The sequence below is a fragment of the Intestinimonas sp. HCP28S3_D6 genome, assembly GCF_052065695.1.
In the GTDB taxonomy this organism is placed as follows: Bacteria; Bacillota; Clostridia; order Oscillospirales; family Oscillospiraceae; genus Intestinimonas.
In genome coordinates, this window is record NZ_JBQHTM010000049.1 from 1 (window position 1) to 24,566 (window position 24,566).

The following is a 24,566-nucleotide window of genomic DNA, read 5'->3' on the forward strand; positions in this document are numbered from 1 at the left end:
AAGGTGAGCATTTGGTACTTGGGAAAAACATTGCTCACGACATGAAATCTGGTGCTGAAGGTGCTCACTTTTTTGGGGCCCTTTTGCTCACATTTTCGTTTGACAAACACATTCATGGTTATTCTTCTATGTCATTTACGGTGTTAGATTTGAAAAAACTGTTTGCGTTCGATCACAGGAGAATCACTTGACCGCTTATTTCGCAGGATCTATCGTGACATAGACAGTCAGCTTATTCTGCCCCACATCGATCCAATCCATGGGCTGAGTACAATCGTAATCGAAATACAGCTGATAGCCCTCCATGGCGTCAAATTCCACCTCCGTGGACTTATCCACCTGGAAAGCCTGTTCCTCGGAATTCTCTTTTCCAGGATTGATAACCACGTTCAGATAGCAGGCGTCCTCCGGGAACAGAATGTTCATAGCCGCCTGCTCCTCCATGAGCCGGGGTTCATCGTAGAGAATGTTGCTGCGGGTCACGGAAACTACGCTGCCGTCCTCGGCGCTATGCTCCGTCACCTCCATGCCGGTGATGAGGCCGGTCGCATCGTCGATAAAGTAAATGACCTCGCTGTTGATCCCTGTCAGGCCATTCTGCCTGGCGGCGGTCAGGGTGGTGGTTCCATACTCCGTGCTGTCAGCCTTGTCCGCCACGGTCTCATAGTCATATAGCTGACGCGCCAGCCAGCGGTCAGACACCATGGCTTCATACTCAGACGCCGGGCACAGCGTCATCGTTTTCAGGCCGTCTTTTTCGCAGGTATACAGGGCACCGGGAACGTCATCGTTGATGTATCCCGCCTCGCAGTATACGACCTGGTCAGCATCATCGTACTGTTCGTAGTCATACCACAGACGGCCATCGGAACTGACGAATTGACGGACAGTCTTATTCTGCCAGTTGTTCTCCCCGTCCCAGGTCTCGGAGACGCAGGTCACCGCGCTGTGTTCCTTCATAATCATGGGGATGCTGTTGCTGTTTCGAAGGTCTGTGATCTCCGGATCATCCTGCCCACTAATGGGCATAACGGAAGCGTTGGAGACGTCGGCTACTTTTCCATCCTTGCAGGTAACATTCAGCGCCCGGATTTCCTCCAGCGCATCATCCCTGGCATAGGTGAAAGACACAACTGTCTCGCCGTCTCCCAGCGCCCGGAAGCTGGCAACAAAGGTGCCGTCATTGTCCTCCTGCGTGAGCAGTTCCAACAGGGTGGTGTCGTCGATGGTAAAGTCCCAAATGAATCCTTCCTTTTCGGCGGGAAGGCGGACGGTCAGAATGCCTGCTTCCTGATCAATTTCATACCAGGTGTCGGATGTTTGATCTTCCAAGGAGCTTCCGTCAGCTTTTCCTTCACTGGTGTTCTGTCGGCCGCACCCGGCCAGCATCCCTATCACGCAGGCGAGAGACAGGATCAGGGCAAGCACCCTTTTTACGTTGTATTTTTCTTTCTGAATCATATCATGTTACCTCGATTCTATTATGTTGATCCATCAGGGAATCCAATAGCGGATGATCTGCACCACCTGCTCCTGCCGGACAGTGATGACCGTGTTGTAGCAGTTGAAGGGCGTTTCGCTGGCCTGAATAGCCACAGGGACGTCCTCGTACTCATAAACCAGGCCATCAGGTTCCTGTTCCAGGTCGGCGTGATCTTCAAAGGTGCAGTCGGTAGATAGGGGCAGGGTGATCGTTCCCAGATCATAGTAGATCGGCTGGTCATTCATTGTGTTGGTACGATACAGGCCGTCGTCCTCAATCAGCTCTACGCCGCCGCTTTCGATGCCGCCGTTGATGATAACGGTGCCGTTATCCCGCCGGATGCTCTCAACGGTCACCGGCTTCCGACAGACCTGGATCTGGTCGCCTTCTTTCAAACCCTGAATATCTTCCAGTTCATAGCGGTCATAGTCATAAATCTTTGCGGTCAGGGAATATCCGCCCCCGGTTTTGACAAGGTCTGCCGCCGTGAAGTCCACGGAGTAGCCGCCATCGGCAAAGGCGTCCTCCGCACTGTCCATTGGATACAGCGGCATAACGTACCCCAGCTTTTCTACAATGGTTTGGGCGGTGTCCAGCAGCACTTGGGCATCGCTGCCACCGGCAACACACCACTGCGTCTCGGCCTCCGGAGCATACCAGCCCACCCAGGCCGCATCCTCGGACTTGCGCAGCTGCACGGAAACATCTTCGCCGCTCCAGTCCAGGCTCTCTGTCCAGTCAGCAAAAATGCCGGAGATGTCCTGGGGCTGCTCTGCCTTTAAGGCACGACAGTAGTATGACTGTCCGCCCTGTTCAAAATTGACTTCGGCCATTTGCTTGTCGCTTTCCCCTGTGTCGATCAGGTAGTAAGAGGTGCCAGAGGCACTTTCCGGCAGGGGGATGGAGTACCCCAGCCGCTGAAACTCAGCTGCGCTGGATTCGTGCATGGGGTTTGTGATCATGGTGGGCTGGTCAGTGCCTCGGTGGGTCATGGTGACGGCAGTTACAGCCACGGCAAGACAGGCGGCAATCGCCCCGGCGCTGTATAGCCAGGAACGCTTCTTTTTCATAGGCTGCTGCGCTTCCTCCAGCAGGTCATCATCCACGGCGTTCATCCATTTCTGAAAACGAGTTTCGTTCATAGTGTAATCCTTTCCTGTTCCAGTTCCGCGCGCAGCCGTTCCCTTGTGCGGAACAGCGATGTTTTAACCTTTGCTTCGCTGACACAGCATTCTTCCGCGATCTCCCGGATGCTCTCTCCATACCAGTAGCGGCGCAAAAAGAACACGCGGGCCTCAGCGCTCTGACGGCGCAGGAAGCCGTTCAGCACCCGGCGCAGCTCTGATGCATCCAGTTCTGTGTCCGGATCACCCTGTCCGGCAACGATCCAGGGTTCCAATTCCTCAAAAGCGTCGGTGAGGGCGGTGCTGCGCTGGGCGGCAGTATTGTACTTATAGCGGTCCAATGCCAGATTCCGGGTGATGCGGGCCAGATAGGCCCGCAAAGAGCGGGGGCGTTCCGGCGGGATGGCATTCCAGACACGAAGGTAGGTGTCACTGACACACTCTTCCGTGTCCCTGGGGTCAGTCAGGAGCCGCTGGGCCACACTGCGGCACAGCGCACCATATTTCTTCTGGGTCTGGGTAATGGCTTCCTCACACCGCTGAAAGAACAACTGAATGATCTGCTGGTCTCCCATGGCGGCTGAAAGTTGAGCTTTCTTTGTTTCGATTTGTTCCATAGTGTTTCCCCCGGTACTTGAAGCGGCTTCATCCTATTAGACGGCACCATATCCGTTTTCGTTTCAGAAGTCAAGTGGAATATTTTTGGGCTATTCCAAGTTTAATGTAAGATTATAGACGGCATCAATAAGATCGACAGTATGCTGCGTACCCCAAATTGTTGCTTGAGAGAAAGGCGCTTATCTGCTACAATCATATTGCAGTAGTACGCTCACTTTGTTGATTAAGCAGGAAAAAGGCATGTCGAACTTGCACGAAAACTGATATTATTAATTTGAAATAAAACAGAGGGTTATCGTAATGGGGGTACCCCCATTACGCAGGAATATATTCCTGCGTAATCTGTTCGGCTGTATGAAAAGAGTGTGGAACCTATGCCAAGCGTTGACAATTTAAATTTTCTCAGTGCCGGAGTGGAATTGTTTGCGGCATCTATTATGGCGATCTTATTGCTGGGCTGCTGGGAAGAACGCCAGTACAGGACAAAGACGAACAGGCTGTTTGTCGCCGTTCTTTCCATTCAGACATTGCTTCTGATCGGCGATTCGGCGATATGGCTCCTGCTGAACGAGCCGACACCGGGCAAAATCCCGCTGGTAAAAACGCTCACATTGATTACCGACATCATGACGGTGGTCCTGACCGTAGCCTATACCTATTTCCTTTCCAACTTCATCTCTCAAAAAAAGCCTATTTCTTTTGTGTTTCCCCGCGCTGTATCGGCTATAGGCGGTGTGGTCATCCTGCTTTGGATATTCTGTTTGTTCAATGACTGGTACATCTGGTACGACGCAGACGGCAACCAGATCAAGGGCCCGCTTTATAAGCTCTTCTGGCTGTTGGGCACACTGCTATTAATTTTCTGCGTTTTATTCACGGTATGGCATCATCGGGTGCTGGGCAGAAGAGATACCTGTATTCTCTCTACTTACGGAATATTTCCACTGATCGGGTATCTGCTGGAATCCTATTGGCCGGTCACGCCATTGCTTCTGGCACCGACTCTTTCGCTGGTGCTGCTGTATGTGATACTTCACACGCAGCAGACGCGCAGCGCTATGGAGCAGGAGATACAGCTTGCACACATGGAAACAAAACTCGCCAAACAGTCGGCAGAACTGTCTGATAGCCGGATCAACATCATGCTCAGCCAGATCCAGCCACACTTTTTGTTCAACGCCCTCACTTCTATCAGCGTACTGTGTGAAAAAAATCCGATGAAAGCGCAAACAGCGCTCAATGATTTTGCGGATTATCTGCGCGGGAATCTGGATTCTCTCAGGCGCACCGCCCCCGTTCCGTTTTCCAAGGAACTCAAGCACATCAAAATTTACCTTTCCCTGGAGCAAATGCGCTTCGAGTCGGAACTGAATGTCGTCTATGATATAGAAGCCGACAGCTTTCTGCTTCCTGCATTGACGGTGCAGCCGTTGGTGGAAAACGCGGTGAAGTACGGTGTGGGCAAGAAACCGGGCGGCGGCACCGTCACCATCTCTACGCGAGAGGAAGCGACCTGCTTTTCCATCACCGTGGCCGATGACGGCGTGGGTTATGACCCGCAGGAGACGCAATATGACGGGCGCACCCACATCGGCATCGACAACGTGCGCGCCCGTCTGGCCGCCATGGTCGGGGGGACACTGACGATCCAAAGCGAAAAAAGCCGCGGGACCTCTGCCACAATACAGCTTCCAAAGGAGAAACTGACATGAACATTCTGGCTGTCGATGATGAGAGAAATGCGCTGGAGGGACTGGAAACTGTGCTGCGCCGTGCACTGCCGGAGGCGGAGGTCTACCCCTTCCGCACCAGCGCGGACGCGCTGGTGTTTGCTGAAAACACCCCCTGCGCTGTCGCCTTCCTTGATATTGAACTGCGGGACATGAACGGGCTGGAACTGGCCAAACGCCTAAAAGACCAGCACGGCGAGACCAACATCGTCTTTGTGACCGGATACAGCGAATACGCCATCGACGCCTTCGACCTCCACGCCAGCGGCTATTTGCTCAAGCCCGCAACGGTGGAAAAGGTACAGGATGCCATGGAAAACCTGAGAATACCGCCGGAAACCATCGGGCATGGCAAACGCGTCCGCATCCAGTGCTTTGGCAATTTCGAGATCTTTGTGGACGGCGTTCCGATCCGCTTTACCCGCCGACAGACCAAGGAGCTGCTGGCCCTGCTCGTGGACCGCAAGGGCGCGATCATGAATACGGAGCAGCTTTGCGCCACACTCTTCGAGGATGCGATCCCCCTCCTGCAACAGAAAAGCAATCTGCGTAAGCTTGTTTCCGATCTCTCGGCCACCCTGCGGGCGGCGGACGCAGAATCCATCTTCCTGAAACACCGCAACAGCTTTGCCGTGGCAACGGAGAAGTTCGACTGCGACTACTATGACTTTCTGCACGGTCTGCCGTCCGGCGTCAACGCCTATGCGGGCGAGTATATGAGCCAGTATTCGTGGGCGGAGATGACTCTGGCCACACTGGAAGATTGACCCCTTTCCTATCAATATTTGCTTCAAAGAGCCTGGTTTTTCGACCGGGTTCTTTTTTTCGCCCTTGTGGACGCTGCGTGGACGCTTGCTCCTGTATCATAAAATCGACTGGAACAGAAAGGAAGGAATACTTATCAAAATGAAGAAAAGAATCGTGAGTCTGTTGCTCTGCGTTGCTATGCTATACTCGCTCCTGCCGTTTTCGGCTTTTGCGGCAGACAGCGAACAGTTGAAGGATGTGGCAGATATCAAAAATGTGCTATTGTATGAGGGAACCTCACCGACTACCGGAACAAAGGTAGAGGTAGAAGAAGGCGAGTATTATCTCATCAAAAATACAAGCCAGATGCTCTTATATTATGAGTTCGACATTCGCGAAGATGCAGTACTATCGGCAGACATACCCTATTATTTGCCGATCCCCAAAGGCTTGGAGATTAGAGGGGAAGGTGGTACAGAGTCTTTAAAGTTGACACGCGAGGATGGAGTAGATGAGACGTTCGCCACACTGAATTGGAATTCGTCCGGTGCAGCGCTGACCTTTATCCAAGCTTTTGTAGAGAATAAGGAACAAGAAGCTACCGGAACGCATTGTTACTTTGGCTGCGTGTTTAACAAGGAAACTGCAACTAAGGTGGACGGGGAAAATAACCGCTACAAAATCGAATTGACGACCGGTACTACTGTCACGGTAGGACTTGATGAGGATGAGATTAGGGAACAGGCGGCTAAACTGGAAAAAACAGTGGAAAAGGATCCCGGTGACCCGAACCTCCTGACTTGGACGATTACCTATACGCCTTACAAGAACACGGAAAAGACTGAATTTCAAATCCGTGATACGCTGGGTGAGGGGATGAGCCCCGCATTTTTAAATGCCGATGGGACTATCGATTCCAACGAAGTGACTGTCAAGCGGAATGGCACAGAAATCAGCACCGCTAAGGTTGCATATGACAGTGGGACCAGAACCCTGACAATCTCTGATATGGGAGAAGACGAAGCCAACTGGGATCAACCAATCACCATAACCTACCGGACAAAAATGGATACGGCCCTCTCTTTGCCGAAGCCTAACAGCAAGGATGCGGTCAGTCAGGGCGGGGAGCTCACCAATCAAGCTGCCCTGTGGGGGAAGGAACCGGCGGACGGCGAATTGAAGTTGCTTGACATTAAGGTAACCGCAACACATGAACTGGCTAAAACCACCTATCTATCGAAAAAGGTCGAGAAGGTAGGTGCCGATGGCCGTCTGCTCCGTTGGACAGTGACGGTAGACCGTGGGGTCATACCGACAGGGACAACAATCACCTTGACCGATACGCTGCCGGACAGTCTTGATTTAGTCACTGCGGATAGTGATCCTGCCAAAGGGCCGACATTGAATGGAACCACGCATACGCTGACGGTGGATGCGACAACGAAATCCTTCTCTCTGACGCTGAACGATGATTCGTTCGTTAATGGCAAGGCTATTTTGGTGTATAATACCAGAGTAAAGGAAGCCTTTTACGAGAAGGGCGACGACTTAGGCGCAAACACCGCTAAAATCCATTTTGAAATTGAGAGTCTCTCTTATACCCCTACCGTGACCGTTGAGGTGGGCAGGGGTGCCGGAGTAAGCACTGCACGGCTGACCAAGGTCAATCAAGGCTTTGTCGTTGGCGGCAAGAGGGAAGGCTATCTTCGCAGTGCAAGGAGCAGTCTATGGAGGGTAACCATCAACCCCAACAAAGCTGATTTGTCTCATGCGGAGCTGACAGATGATTTCGGCAGTATCGGAAAGAATATTTCCTGCCAAGACGCAGACGCAGGGCATACGCGCGGTTCCTCACTGAACTGGGAGGCAATCACGGGCGTTTGGGACGGCGGCATTCAGGTGAAATTTGATGGCCAATACAGCGGAGAGGTTACCATTAAAAAACCGGACTGGACAGGAAACACCTGCTCCATTGTGGCCGATAGGACAAGCAATGTGCAAATTGGTACAGGTGCGCCATTGCTCACTCTGACGGAAAACGATGGAAAGCTGAATTTCACAGTCGGCAATGTGGGTCAGACCTCCATTTCTATTACATATGTTACCAAACTCAATGACCCCTGTGCCTTTGCGGGGAACATCATACAGCATCAAAGAGTAACAAACACCGTAGAAGGAAGCATGAAACTGGGTAGTCACGAGCTTTCTGACGTGAGATTCTATGCCGTTGCAGATATCTCCAGTAAAATTCTAGAAAAAGGAAAACCGGTATATGATTATGCAACAGGACAGATCCAGTGGACGGTTACGGTGAACGAGAGCGGGATGCCTCTGAGCAATCTGGTTCTTACGGATATGCTGGCGGATGGTCTGACCTATGTAGATGGTTCCTTGCAGGTGAACGGGGCAACTCCGACCACAGCTATCACGGCAACGCAAAGCGGACAGCTTTTGACCATCAGATTGGGCGATATTTCCGCAAAAACTACGGTCTCATTCCGGACAAGCATTGACCCGAATAAGCTGGGCTTTGACAAAGGAAACGATGTTTCTCTGAGCAACAGCATTGAGATGACAGGAAAGGCGTTTGAAGAGGAATTTAAACCGGTATCCTCTACTGTCAAGCAGACCATTTCCAATCATGGCCTTGATAAGTCCGGTAAGCTGAATAAGGAGGACGAACAGATTGCATACACGGTAACCATTAACCCGTTCCATATACCGTTGAGCAATGCATCTGTGACGGATACACTGCCGAAAGGTCTGCGGCTGGACCCGGATACCGTCAAGCTTCATAAAGCCACTCTGAGCGGCAATACAGGAGATGGCGGCAAGGGAGCACCTACTGCTACCAAGGGTACGGAGGTGACAGATGGTTGGAGTTTTACCACCAATGCGGCGGATAATTCCTTCACTGTGAAGCTGCCGGACGGAAACGATGCCTATGTGCTGACCTATGCGGCGGATATTCTGGACATGACTCAGAACCAGAATTATTCCAATAAAATCGTCTTCAGCACAAGCGGCGGTACTGCTACCATGGGCGGCGAGAAACAAACCTCCGTGACTGCAGGCGGCGGAGGCGGCGGAGGCGGCGGTGTGGCTTCTCAAAAAAAGGGCAGCTTGACGCTGACGAAGCAGGGGGAGAACGGGACTGCGCTTTCCGGCGTGACCTTTACCCTGTATCTGTGGGACAAGGATAATAACAGGCGTGACATGGCGTTCAGTCAGGATGTGACGGACAGCGATGGTAAAATCACCTTCAAGGCGTTAAAGCTGAATAAATCCTATGAGCTGGTGGAAACTACTCCTGCCGGTTATCAGGCGGGTTATAAGCTTGTGGGTACAATGCCGGCCGGTGTTACGAAAAATGCAGACGGAAATCTTGTACTTACTCCTACAGCTACTGCGAAGCAGATTGCATTGACACTGAAAAATGAGCTTATTACTGTGAAAACCGTCGGTAAACTGACCGTTATCAAACAGGATAGAGGAAATTCCCAGCCTTTGGCTGGTGCGAGATTTGCACTGTATGACAACGAATTATGCACGGGTTCCCCTCTTGCGACCAAAATTACAGACGCCACCGGTCAGGCGGTCTTTGAGAATTTGGAACCGGACAAGCCCATGTGGCTTAAGGAGCTTTCGCCTCCGGCCGGTTATCGAGCGGACGGAAGTGTAAAGAAAATTCTGATTGATGCAAGTGGACCATTGAATATTACGGAAACGGTGGAAAACACCGCTCTGCCCAGCGGCGGGAGCGGTGGAATTGGCGGCGGCTCTGGAGGCGGGACGCAGTCCCCCAAGCCAAACAAGCCGAACCCCGATGCTCCGGCTGCTCCTCCCTCACAGGAGCCGCCCATTCAGCCCGATGCCCCGACCCAACAGCCAGACAGTCCGGTACAGCCCAATGTTCCGGCACAGCCTGATGCCCCAGCACAGCCCAGCGATCTGAACACCGATGCCCCGACCCAACAGCCAGACAGTCCGGTACAGCCCAATGTTCCGGCACAGCCTGATGCCCCAGCACAGCCCAGCGATCTGAACACCGATGCCTCTAACCGGACAGACCGCCGGGATCCGTCGGCAGATAGGGAGAACAGCAAAACGGAGGCGGCAAAACTGCCGCAGACAGGGCAGCTCTGGTGGCCCGTCTGGCTGCTGACCGCTGTCGGCATCCTGATTCTGATCGGGGGGCTCACCACACGAAAGCGGTACGTTGGAAAACATGAAAAGTAAAGCATTGACCACGGGAGGGCTGCTGATGCTGCTGGCAGCGGCCCTCCTGACCTTGTGGAACGTCCGAGAGGGAGACCGGGCCGCACAGGCGGCGGAAACCGCGAGAAACAGCGTGGAACAGGCCGTTGCTGTGGAAACGGCGCAGACCGCGCCGCCGGAAGAAGTTGAGATTTCTCCACCGGATCCCGCGCGGCCCATGCCCACCGTGGAGGCAGACGGAAACCTCTATATCGGCACACTGGGGATACCCGGCCTTGGGTTGGAACTTCCGGTATTGAGCGAGTGGAGCGATACGCTGCTGAAAACAGCTCCCTGCCGCTACGCAGGTTCTGCCTATCTGGATAATATGGTAATAGCAGGACACAACTACCGCAGGCACTTCGGTGGTCTGCATAGCTTACAAGTCGGAGATAGTGTGTTTTTTACGGATGCTGAGGGACTGCGCCTTTCTTATACGGTCGGATTGGTGGAAAAGCTTTCGAGTACTGCGGTGGGGGAAATGATAACAGATAAATGGGATATGACGCTATTTACCTGCACTGCAAGCGGTTTGGAACGAGTGGCGATACGATGCCAGCGGATCAAAGAGGAATAGATATTTCCTACTCGCAAATTGCTTTCAGTATATAGGGCGAGTGTATGAGCCAGTATTCGTGGGCGGAGATGACGCTGGCCACACTGGAAGATTGACCCCTTTCCTATCAATATTTGCTTCAAAGAGCCTGGTTTTTCGACCGGGTTCTTTTTTTCGCCCTTGTGGACGCTGCGTGGACACTTGCTCCTGTATCATAAGGTCGACCGGATCAGAAAGCGAGGGATAGAAATCAGGTGATACCAACATGAAGATCATTGCAGTAGACCCGAACCCCGAAAAGCTGATGCGCCTGTCGGCGGAAATCAGAAAGAGTACACCGCCGGGTTCCTCCGTTGAGTGCTTCTGCGACCCGCTATACGCCCATCAGTATTCGTTCTATCATCCCGTTGACGCGCTGTATGCCGTCGCACGGATGGGCCGCCTGACCGGGCTGGAACTTGCGGAGAATATGCGGTCAAGGTATCCTGCACTGCGTGTGTTCATTCTCTGGCACAACGATGCATTCCGGCAAGAAGCTGAGCAGTTGGAAGTGGACGGCTATCTCATCACGCCGGTCACTGCCGATGCGCTGAAAAAAACGATGGAGGATGCGGAACAATGGGACAGCTCATTTTGAAAAAGAAAGGATGTCTTTTTGAAAAGTAAAAGACCACGAATTTTGACAATAACTAAAAAGGAGAATTGAACATGACACGAAGAACGGCAAGTAAGGCGCTGTCTTTGCTGCTGTCACTATGCATGGTTTTAGGGATGTTCCCGGCTATGACCATGACGGCGGCAGCGGCAGGCAATGACCCGAATATCGTAACGATCAACAGTAGTAGTCAACTGTACGCCGGTATGACGTTGCAGAATAACACCATTTATAAAATTATGGTGAATACAACGCTTTACAATAGCACCACCGGCCAGAGCGGTCTAAAAGTGGCCGAAGGAGCCAGCGCGGTACTATACATCGCGCCAGGTGTGACGTTGACTGTAAGAGGCGGTGCCGGTTCCGGTCAGACCGGCGGTGGTGCCGGCATTGAGATCCCTTCCAACTCCACCCTGACCATCACCGGCGGCGGCACCCTGAATGCGTATGGCGGCAACGGCGGCAATGCGGGAAGTGGTTCCAGTTCCGGAGCGGCGAAATTCACTATGAACTCAAGAGACCGCGAAAAAAGTAATGCGCAGTACTGGGTTAAATTTGAGGGCGGCAACGGCGGAAATGGCGGCTACGGCGCCGGCGGCGCCGGCGCGGGCATCGGCGGCAACGGCGGTACCGGCGGCAGCGGCGGCAGCGGCGGTTCCGGTATCTACACCACGATCAAGGGTAACGAGGATAAAAAAGGTGCATGGAAAACCACAGATACAACACCGAAAAACGGCGGCAGCGGCAGCGCAGGCAGCGCAGGCGGCTCCATGGGTACGCTGTACATCGTGGGCAGCGTCACTGTCAATGCATCGGCTGGAACAAATGCTTCTTCCGGCGGTTCGGGCGGGTCTTATATCACAACGAAAACATCGATGTGTAGCAACAATGTCTACGAAAAATATGATAAAGATGATTACCTGTCTTCCGTACCCTATTTTGTCCGCTTTGATGTGGGTGGTAGCGCGGACTACAACCACACCACCTTCGCGGTTGGACAGGGCGGTCCCGGCGGTGGCGGCGGCTATCCGACCACCTCAGCGGATGCTATCGGCGGCGGCGCGCCCGGCGGCGGCGGTGGCGGCGGTGGCGGCGGTGGCGGTATCGAATACTCCACCGATAAAAACGGCACCGCAAACGAACCGAAAAACATGGGCAGCAAAGATCCCGGGCAATCCGGCTATGCCGGCTACGGCGGTACGAGCGGTGGAACCACTTCTGAAGCGAAATATACGGGAGATGCCCTTGCTCACACCAACAATGAAAACGGTGACGAAGTAGAAGGACGTGAGGCAGGAGGCCAGGGCGGCTCCGGTGGCAGCCAGGGCAGCAAGGGCAGCAGCGGCACCAAAACCGTGACCACCACAGCCAAGGTAAACAGTAGCAGCGGCGGCACCGGAGCGGAAAATGTAACACCCCCGGTAGCCTATCGGTCTATCAAACTGGACGATCTGGGCGGTTATGGCGGCAGCACTTACGCCCATGTGGTCTACGGTGCGAACGAGGGCACTGATGTAGCAAAGCCCCAACGCACCGGTTACAACTTCATGGGCTACTACGATAGGCAGATCAAGCCCGGCAAGCTCAGCGAGTACAGCGACGCGACGCAGTATTATGACGTGACCGGCGCGCCCGCCAATGCTCTGAAGCCCGCCATGGTGGCGAGCAGCCTCACGCTCTATGCCTATTGGGAGCCTTTGAAATATGACATTGAGTACATGAGCAATCTGGATGACGGTATTGGCGCACGTCATGTGGATTGGCAGCGAGATGTAACTTGGGGCGACCTGACACCATTGGCAGAAAACGACATCCCTCAGGGCCTGCTCAAGGAAAACCACACCTTTATCGGCTGGAACATCTACGATCAGCAGGACTGGGCCATGTATTATGCAGGCAAGAATTATCAGGTGGGGCTGACAGACACCGATGGAGCCACAGCCTATCTTTACGCCGCCTGGAAGGAGAACGAGAAATTCACCATCTCCTACAGTGCCAACGGCGGTAAGGGCGAGCCCGCCAGCGGTCAGGTGTATATCCACAACGATTATACCATTTCGGGCAGCCAGCCTACCCGGGACGGCTGTACCTTCGCAGGCTGGAGTACCGACCCCAATGCCCGGCCGGGAGACAGCGGTATTTATGCGCCCAGCGCGGTCATTTCCGATGTGCAGCAGGGTTATATGCTCTACGCCGTGTGGAAGCAGAATCCCTCCCTGACCTACCACACCAACGGCGGTAGTTTCCCGACCTATGTCCCGACTGCCTATCCACAGGTAGGCACACAACACACTCTGACCGGCAGCACTCCTCAGCGGGACGGCTATACCTTTGCAGGCTGGAACACAAAACAGGACGGTACCGGCGATTCCTACAGTAGCGGCAGTTCCTTTCCTATGCCGGATGAGGATGTGGTTCTCTACGCCGAGTGGACACCCGAACGGTATACTGTCACGGTGCAAAAACCCGATGAGGTAACCGTCGACGGCGTGGAGGTCAGCTACGACTGCGGCTCCACGGTATCCTTCACGGTCAGCGGTGGCGAAGGCGACGTGTTTATCTATGCCAACGGCAGGAAACTGGAGAAGGGACCTGATGGCCAGTACAGCTTTGAGATCAGGTCCGACAGCACCGTCCTGGTCACCACCCAGGTGGGCTATGTGGTGGCTTACGATCCCGACGGCGGCTCCGGTATGCCGGTGGACGTGACTGTCTATACGGAGGGGCAGTCGGCCACGGTCAAGACAACCCCCAGACCCACCAAGACTGGCTACACCTTTGACGGTTGGATGGATGACGACGGTAATGATGTGGGGGCGACCATCACCATCGGTACCTCCGATGTGGTCCTCACCGCCAAGTGGAGCCCCATCTCCTACACGGTAAAGTTTTATAAAAACAATAGTAGCGCCGCCGGTGCAGATTCGGTTACCAAAACCTTTACCTATGATTCGGAAGAGGATTTGAAGGTAGCGGACGACGCCTTTACCCAAACCGGAAAGTCCATTGTGGGCTGGGCATCTGAATCCATCGGAGATATCCTCTACAAGAACGGTGCGACTGTCAAGAATCTGACCAGCACACAGGGCGATGTAATTGACCTCTACGCCAAGTGGGACACGCGGGTGACCAAGGTGAACCTGGATGCCAACGGCGGCAGCCACGGCGGCAACATCGGCTTTGTATATGTCACCTACGGCGAGGCTCTGACTGCTAACCTGACCGCTCCCACTTGGGACGGTTATACCTTCAAGGGTTACTACGAAAACGCCGACGGCACAGGCCGCCAATATTATGATGAAACTCTGACTCCTAAGGTTGAGAACTGGACGGTGGAGAAGGATGAGGTAACGGTCTACGCTAAGTGGGAGCCAATCTCTTACAGCATTCACCTCTTTAATGGCGAGACCCAGATCAACTACTTTTCTCTGGAAAATATGTCCTATGAGAGCGATTTTTCTTTGCCCTCCGGCGATGAGCTGGCGAGTTCCGACAACGCTTTTGCCGCAGTCTACAGACAGGAGCTGGACAATAACCGCTATCTGGCGGGCTGGTCCTCCTACCCCGGCAGCAGCTATGTAGTCTATGAGGATCAGAAGGCCTTCACCAATGGCATCACTACCACCGACGGTGCCACCATCAACCTCTACGCGGTGTTCAAGGATCTGGAGACCTTCACCGTCACCTACAACGGTAATGGCGGTTCTGGCGCGCCGGTAGATAATACCGGTTATATTGCGGGGAACAAGGTCGATGTTAAATTTGATGTCATTCCCCAGCGCCCCGGCTATGAGTTCCTGGGCTGGTCCACCGACGTCAATGCGACAGCCCCCGTTTACACCCAGGGTGGGACCAATTCCTTCACCATGGGGGCGGAAAACGTGACCCTGTTCGCCGTGTGGCGGGCTTATGGTGCCTATACGGTCACCTATCAGACAAATACTACGGATCTGGTCAACGGTATGCCTGATGACCAAGTCAAGGCTGAGGATGTGGATCTGAAGCTCAGCGAGACGATTCCCTCTCGGGCGGGCTACATCTTCCTGGGCTGGAGTACTGCCGCTGATGCTGCGCAGGCCGAGTATGCTGCCGGTGCCACCTACGACCAAAATGCGTCGCTGACGCTGTACGCCGTATGGCAGGCGGTTGATCACACACTCTCCACCTTCGATAACGGCGTGGGCTCTATCACGGTCACGCGGAACGGTACGGAACTGATCAGCGGCGCTCCCCTGACCTATGGCGATGTATTGACCGTCACCGCCCGACCGCTGCCCGGCTACACCACCGATTCCATTATCCCACTCATCAACGGTAGTCAGGTGGCGATGACCGCCAATGCCGACAAGAGCGAGATGTCCATAAGCTATACCGTCACCGGCGACACGACCATCACCTTGCTGTCCAACGGCGACAGCGGTGTGGTGTACAAGATCGTCTACAACTCCAATGGCAGCGGGCAGCCCGCTATTGAGCAGGACCAGTCCTCCGGTAATCCTTCGGCGCTGCTGGGCAAAGTATTCACCCGCCCCGGCTGGACACTGGTGGGTTGGAGTACCGCATCCGCTGGCTCTGCCGACTATGACTTGGGCTATCTGCCTATCGCTGCCCTGAGCAACATCCCTAACACTGTGGTGAATCTCTACGCCGTCTGGGAGCGTGAGAAGATCACAGTGACACTGTCCGATGCACAGCAGGCAGAGGGGAATCCCGGCATCCTGTATGTTACCGTAGGCGGTACCTATGAGGCTCTACCCACCTTGGTTAAGGAGGGCTACCGCTTCGACGGCTGGTACACCGAAGAGGTCGGCGGCGTCCGGAAAGATCGGCACACTGAGGTGACCGATACGAAAGACCACACCTTGCATGCCCATTGGACTCGGCTGAGCTTCGACCTGGAGGTGCGGGCGAACGAGGCTCTGGGAGCGATTGCGGAAACCTCTGCAGCGGATATAGATGGAAAGTACTCTTATGGCTCCACAGTCAGCTTTACTGTGACACCTGCGGCCGGAAAGACCGTGGAAGCGGTTGCCAACGGCAAGCCGCTGAATTATAGCACGAGTGCGGACGGCAAGCAGAGCTATTCCTTCCAAATCAAAGAGGACACCGTCCTCTACCTGATTTCCGTGGAACAGAAGACCCCAGTCTACACCGTCAGCTATGACGCCAACGGCGGCGTGGGCGGCGTGGTCAACGAGACCTTCCGGCTGGAGGGGGTCAATGTGCTGTCCTACGGAAAAAGCATCAGCCGGCAGGGCTATATTCTGTTGGGCTGGAGTACTGACCGTACTGCCACAGTGGCCAAATATCATCTTGGACAGGTCCTAACCGCTGCACCCGACGGCATCGGCAACGGCGACAGCCTGAAACTGTACGCTGTGTGGCAGAGCAATACCTGCACGATAACCTTTGATCCGGAAAGCGGAACCATGCCTGAGGGCTATGATGGCAGTGTGACCTACACCCACGGCGCGGCATACGGCCAGCTACCAGAGCCCACCCGGATAGGCTGGCGCTTTGACGGCTGGTATCTGGGCGACGGCAAGCGGGTCTATGCCACCAGCACCGTCCCCGAGGAGGCAGAGATGACCCTGACCGCCCGGTGGACGGATGAGCGGGTGACTCTCTCCGTCAAAGACTGCAGCCTGGGCACCATCAGCGGCATAACCGATGCTGCAAAGTATATCTCCGGTACCCAGATCAGCTTCACCGTGGCCCCTGCCGCAGGTAAAACCATCAAAGTTATGGCAAACAGCACCCACCTAACTGAGGTGAACGGCGCTTATTCCTTTAACATCACCGAGAATACCACGGTGTATTTGGTGGAAATTGCGGATGAAAACACCCCGGACGTGCCTGCGGGCGACACCTACACAGTTTCCTACGTGACCGACGGAACTGTTGGGGATCAGAAACTGCCCCTGAACAGTCTGGGCGCACTCGCCTCCGGTACGGCACTGCAGAAGGAGCAGCATACCCTCATCGGCTGGAGCAAAACGGCTGGAGCCACAACACCTGACTTCAAGCTGAATGAAGTACTAAACGGTGCGCCTGCCGGCATCGCTGCCAACAATATTTTAACCCTGTATCCCGTCTGGCAAAAGAGTACCGTCAACGTGACACTGAATCCGGGCGGTGGATCCTTGCTCACCAGAGCTGCGTCCAACTTGGAATGTAAGCCCGGCGGCTATTATCCCAATCTTCCTACACCCACCAGGGAGCATTACATCTTTGATGGTTGGTATTACAGCGGCAGTGGTTCTGAAACTCAGGTAGACGGCAATACCAGACTTCAGAGCGACGCAGACCACGTGCTGACTGCTAAATGGAGGGAGATAAAATACACCGTCACTACTACGGAGAATAGTCTGGGCACCATCAGCGGCCTGAACGACCCTGCAGAATATATGGAGGGCAGCACCGTTAACTTTACGGTCACAGCGGTCACAGGTAGTGAACTGTCCGCCATCCGCGTACTGGCCAACGGTGCAGCGCTGGCGCTGGACGGAAGCGGCAAAGGTTCCTTCCTCATTACCGAGGACACCCATTTGGTGCTTACCGGCCTGCCTGCATCTGCAGGAATGTGGTACATCAACTATGACGCCAACGGTGGCACCGGAAGCTGCGGTCCGTACAATATGTACAGCGACGGCACCAACCGTCTTGATAGCGGTGCGGGTATGAGCAATGGTTCCAACCGATTGACGAGCTGGAACACCAAGCCTGACGGAAGTGGAGCAACCTACGCTCTGAACAGCACGATCAATGGTCGACCTGATGGCATCAGCGAAGGTGGCACCCTGACCCTCTACGCCATGTGGAGTTCCAGAAGCACTATCACGGTAACGCTGGATGCGCAGGGTGGTACACTGAACGCCGAAAGCAGCTGTGTTTACGACAGCGGCGATACTTATGGTGCGTTGCCTGAACCTTTCATGCCCTCCGGTATCGGTAAGGATTACTATTTCGGCGGCTGGTATACCGATCCGAGCTACACGGAGTCTTCCCGTGTGTTTGAGACAACTGTCGTAAGAGCCACCGACCACACCTTGTACGCTAGATGGATCTCACTGACGGACTATGTGATCACAGCTACCGGCTACCATGCGGTATATGACGGCAACAGTCATGCGCTGAGCGTCTCTGTCAACAAAAACACTCTGACCGACCTGACCTACGAGTGGTATAAGGACGGCAAGGCTATCCCCAGGGCCACACTCAAGGACTATTATGTTAAGAATGTGACGGACAGCGGCGTATATACCTGCGTGGTGAAGGGACGCGATGAGCAGGGCGTCAATCGCACCCTAACCAGCAGTGCGGCTACCGTGACGATTACACAGAAAGTCATCACAGTAAAAGCAACTCAAACCATTACCTATGGTGACGCTGTGCCAACCCTGGCTGTAATTTATAGTGGTTTGGCCGCAGGCGATACTGAATCCATACTCAATGGCAGGTACGGAGTAAGGGCACAGACAACATATACCCGGTATGGCGATGTGGGCGAATACCCCATCACCTTTATCGGTACCGACGGTCTCAATGCGGCAAACTACAGTTTCAGCATTGATACGGCGAATTCCAAACTGAAGGTCATGCAAAAGCCAGTCGCTCTGGCATGGACAGGTACCAGCTTTAACTATGACGGTACCGAGAAGACCACCACCGCCAACATCACAAATAAGGTGAATGGCGATGATGTAGCCGTTGCGATCTATCAGGACAACGCAAAGACCAATAAGGGCGCTTATGTAGCCAAGGCTATGACCCTGGGCGGTGCTAAGGCGAATAACTACACCCTGATCGGTGCAACTGGCGTGACTCACAACTGGGGTATTATTGACCCGCAAAATCCTGGCGGCGTTGTAATCCCTGACGACCCGAAACCCGTGACCGGTCTACGCATCTCCCCCACAAGCAAGACCCTGACCAAAGCGGGTGACTCCTTCCACGTTATTTCGACGGTGATAGGTACGAATCAAAATGTTAGCTATGTCAGTGACAATCCCGCTGTTGCTACGGTGGATGCTGATGGAACGGTGACCGCAGTAGCAAACGGCACCACGCGTATTGTTGTGACTACCGCAGAGGGCGGCTACAAGGCAGTCTGTGTAGTAACAGTCTACATTTCTGGCTCCGGCGGTAGCAATCCTGGTGGCGGTGGCTCCTCCGGCGGCGGTGGCGGTGGCTCCTCCGGCGGCGGTGGCGGTGGCTCCTCCGGCGGCGGTGGCGGTGGCTCCTCCAGCGGCGGTGGCGGTGGCTCCGGCACGACAACGCCCGGCGGCACCAATGGCGGCAGCATTTCCGCAGGCGGTACCGGCAACACGGCTTACGTCGGCTGCAAGCGCGACAAGAACTGCCCGATCGCGCCCTTCGGTGATGCCTTTGCAAATGCGTGGTATCACAACGGTGTACACTACTGCATCGACAATGGACTGATGGGCGGCTACGGCAACGGAATGTTCGGCCCGAACGACAAGATCTCCCGCGCGCAGATCGTCACGATCCTGTGGCGCATCGCGGGTAGCCCCACGGTCAACTACTCCATGAACTTTACGGATATTCTGGAAGGTTCCTGGTATGGTGAGGCCGTTCGCTGGGCGACCAGCGTGGGCGTAGCCTCCGGCTACGGCGAGGGTAAGTTCGGCCCGGATGATTCCATCACCCGTGAGCAGTTCGCTGCAATGCTGTATCGCTTTGCCAAACTGCAGGGCAAGGATACCAGCATGGGCGATAACAACACCCTGAATGGTTTCACCGATGTCGGTGAGATCAGCGGTTATGCCAAGACAGCCATGCAGTGGGCCAACGGCCTTGAGATCATCAGCGGTACTGACAACAGCACCCTGATGCCGAAGGGCAATGCGACCCGCGCACAGGCGGCCTGCATGATCCAGCGCTATCTCGTCAACCTGGCTAAGTAAGCCAAGAACCAAAAAAGGAGTGAGGGCAGTTGCTCTCACTCCTTTTTTGGCCTATGCGGGCATCGGACATATTCTGTCCGGTGCTTTTTTGCGCTCAATAGAGAAATACAGAACAATTTTTCTGTTAAATTGGCATTTCGGTTTTTCAAATCGTATTAGTCAGTTTCAGGTCAAAAGAGCATCCCCTTCCGATGAAACGCAACACGCGGAAAGGGGGTGAATGCTATGCAATGGACAGAGGAAGATATTCGCTGTATCGAGGGTAAATTTGATAGCTTCTGCAAAACCGTTTTGAGAAATTTTGCAAGAGACTGGTATCGAGCCAAGCAACGGCGTGGGAGAAATGAGGTCTTGTTTTCGGAATTGGCGGATAATCATTTGCTGGAGCCGATCCATATCGACCCAATCAGTCCAGCGGAAAAATATTTCTTCGATGATTTAGAACGGTCTATCGCCATTGAGAATGACGCGCTGGCACAAGCCTTACATAGCCTTTCCGGACGCAAACGGCAGATCATTCTTCTGGCGTACTTTCTGGATTGAACAGATCAGCAAATCGGAGAGAGGTTCCATGTTGTGCGGAGTACGATACAAGCCGCCAGAACCAAAGCATTAAAGGAAATGAGGGATTTACTTGAGAAACAGGGCAAAGCATAGGCGCGCCATGATACGCCGTATCTTTGTGGATACCATTTTGAACGCAAAGAAAGGCGATGAGAGTGCGATTCAAACCATTTTGAATTACTACAAGGGATATATGCTGGAGCTGTGCGAGTTCGAACTGTACGATGCCAGCGGAAAAATCTATGTCTGCTATGATGAGGACTTGTATCAGGAACTCCAGTTCAAGCTGATAAAAGAAATTCAGAACCGATTTGAATTGAGCTAAACAGATTTGCCTGTCCTTCACAGGGGATAACTGCGCGTTGTCCCTTGTGAAAGGCTGGCAAGCGTTTACCCGCCTTACTGTACTTTGAAAACAAAATGAGCGTCCGTATCAGATACAGCGCAGGGGAAGCAGGCCATGACCTCCGGAGAGGAGGTTTCAGGAGCGAGCGTGCCAATGCGTAGAAAACGGTGTCCTGTCACAACAGGCAGCCCATCAGGAACAGGATACGGGTGATACGCCAATAGGACAAAACAGTGGAGCCGCTTTACAAAGGCAGCGGCTCCACATAACATTGGATATAGGAGTGATCAATATGTCATTATCAGAACAGCGACAGAAAGCCAATGAAACCGCAATGGAAATTCTGGCTTGCCGCGATATTTTATATACCGTCCCGGAAGCAGCAAAACTGTTGCGCGTCAATAAAAATCTGGTCTATGACCTGATCCGCTGCGGGTATCTCCGTTCTATCAAGCTGGGCAGCCGCAAAGTAAGCCGCAAGGCACTGCTGGATTTTGTCGAGCAGTTTGAAGGGCAGACGGTGGAACTGCCGGGTGTGCGGTCGGAGTAGTGCTATCCGTATAAATTAAAATCTAATGTCACCAAAACGGTCACGCAAGGTATAAAAACTTGAAAATTATATTGGGTACGATGGATTTCGACTTGTTCCCATTTATAACACCTGCTATAATAATAGCAGCTGATGTGATAAAGGGGGCAGAGCAGTGGAATACTCGGATTTGATTTTATGCATTCGCAAACAATGTGCCCTGAGCCAAGAAGAACTGGCAAAGGAATTAGGCGTTAGCTTTGCCTCGGTCAACCGCTGGGAGCGCAAACGAACCAGGCCATCGCAAATGGCAATTCGCTCTATTGAAGAATTTTGCAAAACACATCAAATCAACTATACAATGAATGGAGGTGTCACCCATGCAGATTAACAGCATCGAAATCAAAAATTTCCGTTGTTTCGAGCGCTTTGAAGCAACGTTCCACCATGAACTGACTGTGATCGTTGGTAATAACGGAAGTGGTAAATCTACGCTTTTGGATGCTGCCTCCATTGCTGTCGGCACATTTTTGGCAGGCTTTGATGGAATGAGCAGCCCTGGTATTTCTAAGGATGACGCACTGAATAAGTGTTACGATATGGGTAGTGTGGTTGAACTGCAACCACAATTCCCTGTTTCTATCAGTGCTTCTGGAGTTATTGGCGGAACGCCTATTGCATGGAAGCGTGAGCTGAGAAGCGCAGAAGGCAAGACCACGGTGGTCGATGCAAAGGTAATTACCGCGATTTCGGCGGCACTGCAAGATCAAGTACGGAATGGAGAAAAACCGGTACTGCCCCTGATTTCCTACTATGGAACAGGACGCTTGTGGGCTCAAAAGCGGGAAAAGAAATCTTCGGAATTGATGAAGTTTAACCGTCAGATGGGTTATGTGGATTGCTTGGATGCAGCATCTAACGAAAAGATGATGCGAAAGTGGTTTGAGAAAATGACCTTGCAGAGTGCCACCAATGGCACACAGGCTCCCGAACTGTCCGCAGTCAAGTCTGCGATCATTCAGTGCTTCCAGGGTATCACAGGATTTAACGATGTAGATGTCCAATTCAACTTGGATACACACGAACTCGATATTCTGTACCGGGATGGTAATTCGGAGCGAGAACGGTATCCGATGAAAGAACTGAGTGATGGCTACAAAAACACCCTCAGTATGGTGGCTGACATTGCTTATCGTATGGCCGTCTTGAACCCGTGGCTACTCGATGATGTTCTTAAGGAAACGACTGGCATTGTTTTGATCGATGAGATCGATTTGCATCTGCATCCCCAGTGGCAGCAGCGGATTATCGGCGATTTGCGGACAATTTTCCCGAAAGTCCAGTTTATCGTATCTACCCATGCGCCGCTGGTCATCAACTCCGTGAAGAAAGAAAATCTGCTCATTCTGACGGATCAGCAAGCGGTCGAACCGCAGAACGAGGTGTTTGGTAGGGATGCAAACGCAATTCTGAGCAGTGTCATGGGGGCCAGTGAGCGTCCATCTGAGATCAAGCAAATGTTTCAATCGGTGTACGATGCCATTGACGAACAGCGCTATGACGATGCTGCTTCGACCTTGCAGCAGATTGAAGATAAAATCGGTTCTGCCGATCCTGAACTGACCAGCGCACAAGTGAGCTTGGAACTGGAACGGATGTAGGTGGATCGCAATGCTGTATATAGAGAAAAAGCAAGAGCCAAATGAACTGATTCAAGAGAAACGGAAAGGACTGACGGACTATAGCAATTTGTCCGGAAAACCCAAAGAAGCGGTTCAAGTATCTTTGCTGGAGGAACAAGGCTGCCTATGTGCCTATTGTATGCGGCGCATCTCGCTGGAGAATGTGCAAATTGAACACTATCTGCCGCAGCATCCCCAAAGTGAGAATTACGACCCTGCTTTGACGATTGATTACCGCAATATGCTCGCTGTATGTTCCGGCAATAAAAAGCAGGCAGGAAAGTTTGAAAATCTGACTTGTGACCAGCATCGAGGAAACGAGCCGTTGACCGTTGACCCGCAAGACCCAGTGTCCATTGAGAAAATCAAGTATAAAACAGACGGAACTATTTGTTCTGATGATGCAGAGATTGAAAAGGATCTGAACATCACACTCAATCTGAATTGTCCGGCATCTTATCTGAAGGAGAACCGTAAGGCGGCGTTGGATGCAGTCAAGCAAGCGTTACATGACAAATTTCCGGGAAAGAAAGTGCCGAAGCAGCAGTTGGAACGAATGCTGAAACAATTTCAGGCCAAGACGAATGGACGATATGCTGAGTTTGCCGGTGTGATTATCTGGTATCTGAAACGACAGATCGCCAGAGTATGAAGGAAGCGAAAAGGCCCTGACTAAAATTAGGTCTGTAATTTTTTGCGAAATGCCCATGCACCCTCTATACTTTTGAACAGGAGGTGCATGAGCATGAATGCAATGAATGAACAGACCCGCGCTGCGGTAGAGGAAGTACGGCGAACCGATTGCGAGTTTTTGACGGTTCCGCAGGTAGCGAAGATTTTGAAGGTCAATAAGAACATGGTGTATGACCTCATCAGCGTCAAGCTGCTGCGGGCGGTCAAGCTGGGCAGTACCAAAGTGGCAACCATTGCCGTAGAGGACTTCATCCGCGAGATGGATGCCGGACTGATTGAGTACGACCATGTGACCAAGAAAGCCACCCGGCATCGGTCTAAAGCCAAATCTGCGGCGATCCAGAATAAGTAAGCATTTCCCTTGTGGAGCCTGACTCGGTACTGGATTTGCAGAGCGTATTTTTTGTGGGCAAAGCGTGGGCAAAAAACTTTTCGATTACGCTGAGAGCCTTATATAGTCTGATTTATACGGTAGAAGAATCCTATCACCAGACGAGGCCCGTCACGGCAAGGCTTTCGAGGGCCTGCTGAAGCGCTACTTCGGCTAAGGAATCTCTGATTTAATCCGCACTACCATAAAGGCTCCGGATGTGGGATAATAACACTATCAACGCAATGGTGGTGTATGGGGATGAAGAAACAGGAAACATTTACG

General features: G+C 53.1%; 17 protein-coding genes. 14 read left to right on the top strand and 3 right to left on the bottom strand.

The window, feature by feature from the left end:
• A partial coding sequence (locus ACTNBK_RS13950; protein ID WP_441147009.1) for a hypothetical protein occupies window positions 1–191 on the top strand: 191 nt, incomplete at its 5' end.
• 4 nt (window positions 192–195) lie between these two features.
• On the opposite strand, the gene ACTNBK_RS13955 is transcribed toward ACTNBK_RS13950, so the two are convergent.
• The 3 genes from ACTNBK_RS13955 to ACTNBK_RS13965 are packed head-to-tail and all read right to left on the bottom strand — an operon-like array spanning window position 196 to window position 3,224.
• The gene (locus ACTNBK_RS13955; protein ID WP_441147011.1) at window positions 196–1,461 is read right to left on the bottom strand and encodes a hypothetical protein; all 1,266 of its coding nucleotides are present in this window, start codon (window positions 1,459–1,461) and stop codon (window positions 196–198) included.
• 33 nt (window positions 1,462–1,494) lie between these two features.
• The gene (locus ACTNBK_RS13960; protein WP_441147013.1) at window positions 1,495–2,625 is read right to left on the bottom strand and encodes a hypothetical protein; all 1,131 of its coding nucleotides are present in this window, start codon (window positions 2,623–2,625) and stop codon (window positions 1,495–1,497) included.
• On the bottom strand, window positions 2,622–3,224 hold the full coding sequence (locus ACTNBK_RS13965; protein WP_441147015.1) for an RNA polymerase sigma factor: 603 nt from the start codon (window positions 3,222–3,224) through the stop codon (window positions 2,622–2,624). Before ACTNBK_RS13965 ends, ACTNBK_RS13960 begins: the two co-directional genes overlap by 4 nt.
• Before the next feature lie 375 nt (window positions 3,225–3,599).
• On the opposite strand from ACTNBK_RS13965, the gene ACTNBK_RS13970 reads away from it, so the two are divergent.
• From ACTNBK_RS13970 to ACTNBK_RS14030, 13 genes are all read left to right on the top strand, one after another.
• Window positions 3,600–4,937 carry a sensor histidine kinase gene (locus tag ACTNBK_RS13970; RefSeq protein ID WP_441147017.1) on the top strand — a complete coding sequence of 446 codons (1,338 nt, stop codon included), beginning with the start codon at window positions 3,600–3,602 and terminating at the stop codon, window positions 4,935–4,937.
• A complete protein-coding gene (locus tag ACTNBK_RS13975) occupies window positions 4,934–5,722 on the top strand; it encodes a response regulator (RefSeq protein WP_441147019.1) in 789 nt (262 codons plus the stop codon). The genes ACTNBK_RS13970 and ACTNBK_RS13975 overlap by 4 nt, the downstream gene beginning before the upstream one ends.
• 139 nt (window positions 5,723–5,861) lie before the next feature.
• Window positions 5,862–9,941, top strand: a complete 4,080-nt coding sequence (locus ACTNBK_RS13980) for a SpaA isopeptide-forming pilin-related protein (protein WP_441147021.1) — start codon at window positions 5,862–5,864, stop codon at window positions 9,939–9,941.
• 25 nt (window positions 9,942–9,966) lie between these two features.
• Window positions 9,967–10,536: a sortase gene (locus ACTNBK_RS13985; RefSeq protein ID WP_441147023.1), complete on the top strand. Its 570-nt coding sequence runs from the start codon at window positions 9,967–9,969 to the stop codon at window positions 10,534–10,536.
• A gap of 244 nt (window positions 10,537–10,780) precedes the next feature.
• Window positions 10,781–11,152 (top strand): hypothetical protein, encoded by a 372-nt coding sequence (locus ACTNBK_RS13990; RefSeq protein ID WP_441147025.1) that lies wholly within the window; start codon window positions 10,781–10,783, stop codon window positions 11,150–11,152.
• 356 nt (window positions 11,153–11,508) lie between these two features.
• A complete protein-coding gene (locus ACTNBK_RS13995; RefSeq protein ID WP_441147027.1) occupies window positions 11,509–20,097 on the top strand; it encodes an InlB B-repeat-containing protein in 8,589 nt (2,862 codons plus the stop codon).
• Between the two features lie 225 nt (window positions 20,098–20,322).
• Entirely contained in the window at window positions 20,323–20,640 is a 318-nt protein-coding gene (locus ACTNBK_RS14000) for a hypothetical protein (protein ID WP_441147029.1), read from the top strand.
• 151 nt (window positions 20,641–20,791) lie between these two features.
• Window positions 20,792–20,986, top strand: a complete 195-nt coding sequence (locus ACTNBK_RS14005) for a helix-turn-helix domain-containing protein (RefSeq protein ID WP_441147031.1) — start codon at window positions 20,792–20,794, stop codon at window positions 20,984–20,986.
• 313 nt (window positions 20,987–21,299) lie between these two features.
• On the top strand, window positions 21,300–21,557 hold the full coding sequence (locus ACTNBK_RS14010) for a helix-turn-helix domain-containing protein (RefSeq protein ID WP_243129000.1): 258 nt from the start codon (window positions 21,300–21,302) through the stop codon (window positions 21,555–21,557).
• A gap of 154 nt (window positions 21,558–21,711) precedes the next feature.
• Window positions 21,712–21,927: a helix-turn-helix domain-containing protein gene (locus tag ACTNBK_RS14015; protein ID WP_118748396.1), complete on the top strand. Its 216-nt coding sequence runs from the start codon at window positions 21,712–21,714 to the stop codon at window positions 21,925–21,927.
• A complete protein-coding gene (locus ACTNBK_RS14020; RefSeq protein ID WP_441147033.1) occupies window positions 21,917–23,197 on the top strand; it encodes an AAA family ATPase in 1,281 nt (426 codons plus the stop codon). The genes ACTNBK_RS14015 and ACTNBK_RS14020 overlap by 11 nt, the downstream gene beginning before the upstream one ends.
• Before the next feature lie 10 nt (window positions 23,198–23,207).
• A complete protein-coding gene (locus ACTNBK_RS14025; protein ID WP_441147035.1) occupies window positions 23,208–23,870 on the top strand; it encodes a retron system putative HNH endonuclease in 663 nt (220 codons plus the stop codon).
• Window positions 23,871–23,963: 93 nt separating this feature from the next.
• Window positions 23,964–24,263, top strand: a complete 300-nt coding sequence (locus tag ACTNBK_RS14030; protein WP_441147037.1) for a helix-turn-helix domain-containing protein — start codon at window positions 23,964–23,966, stop codon at window positions 24,261–24,263.
• Window positions 24,264–24,566 lie beyond the last annotated feature (303 nt).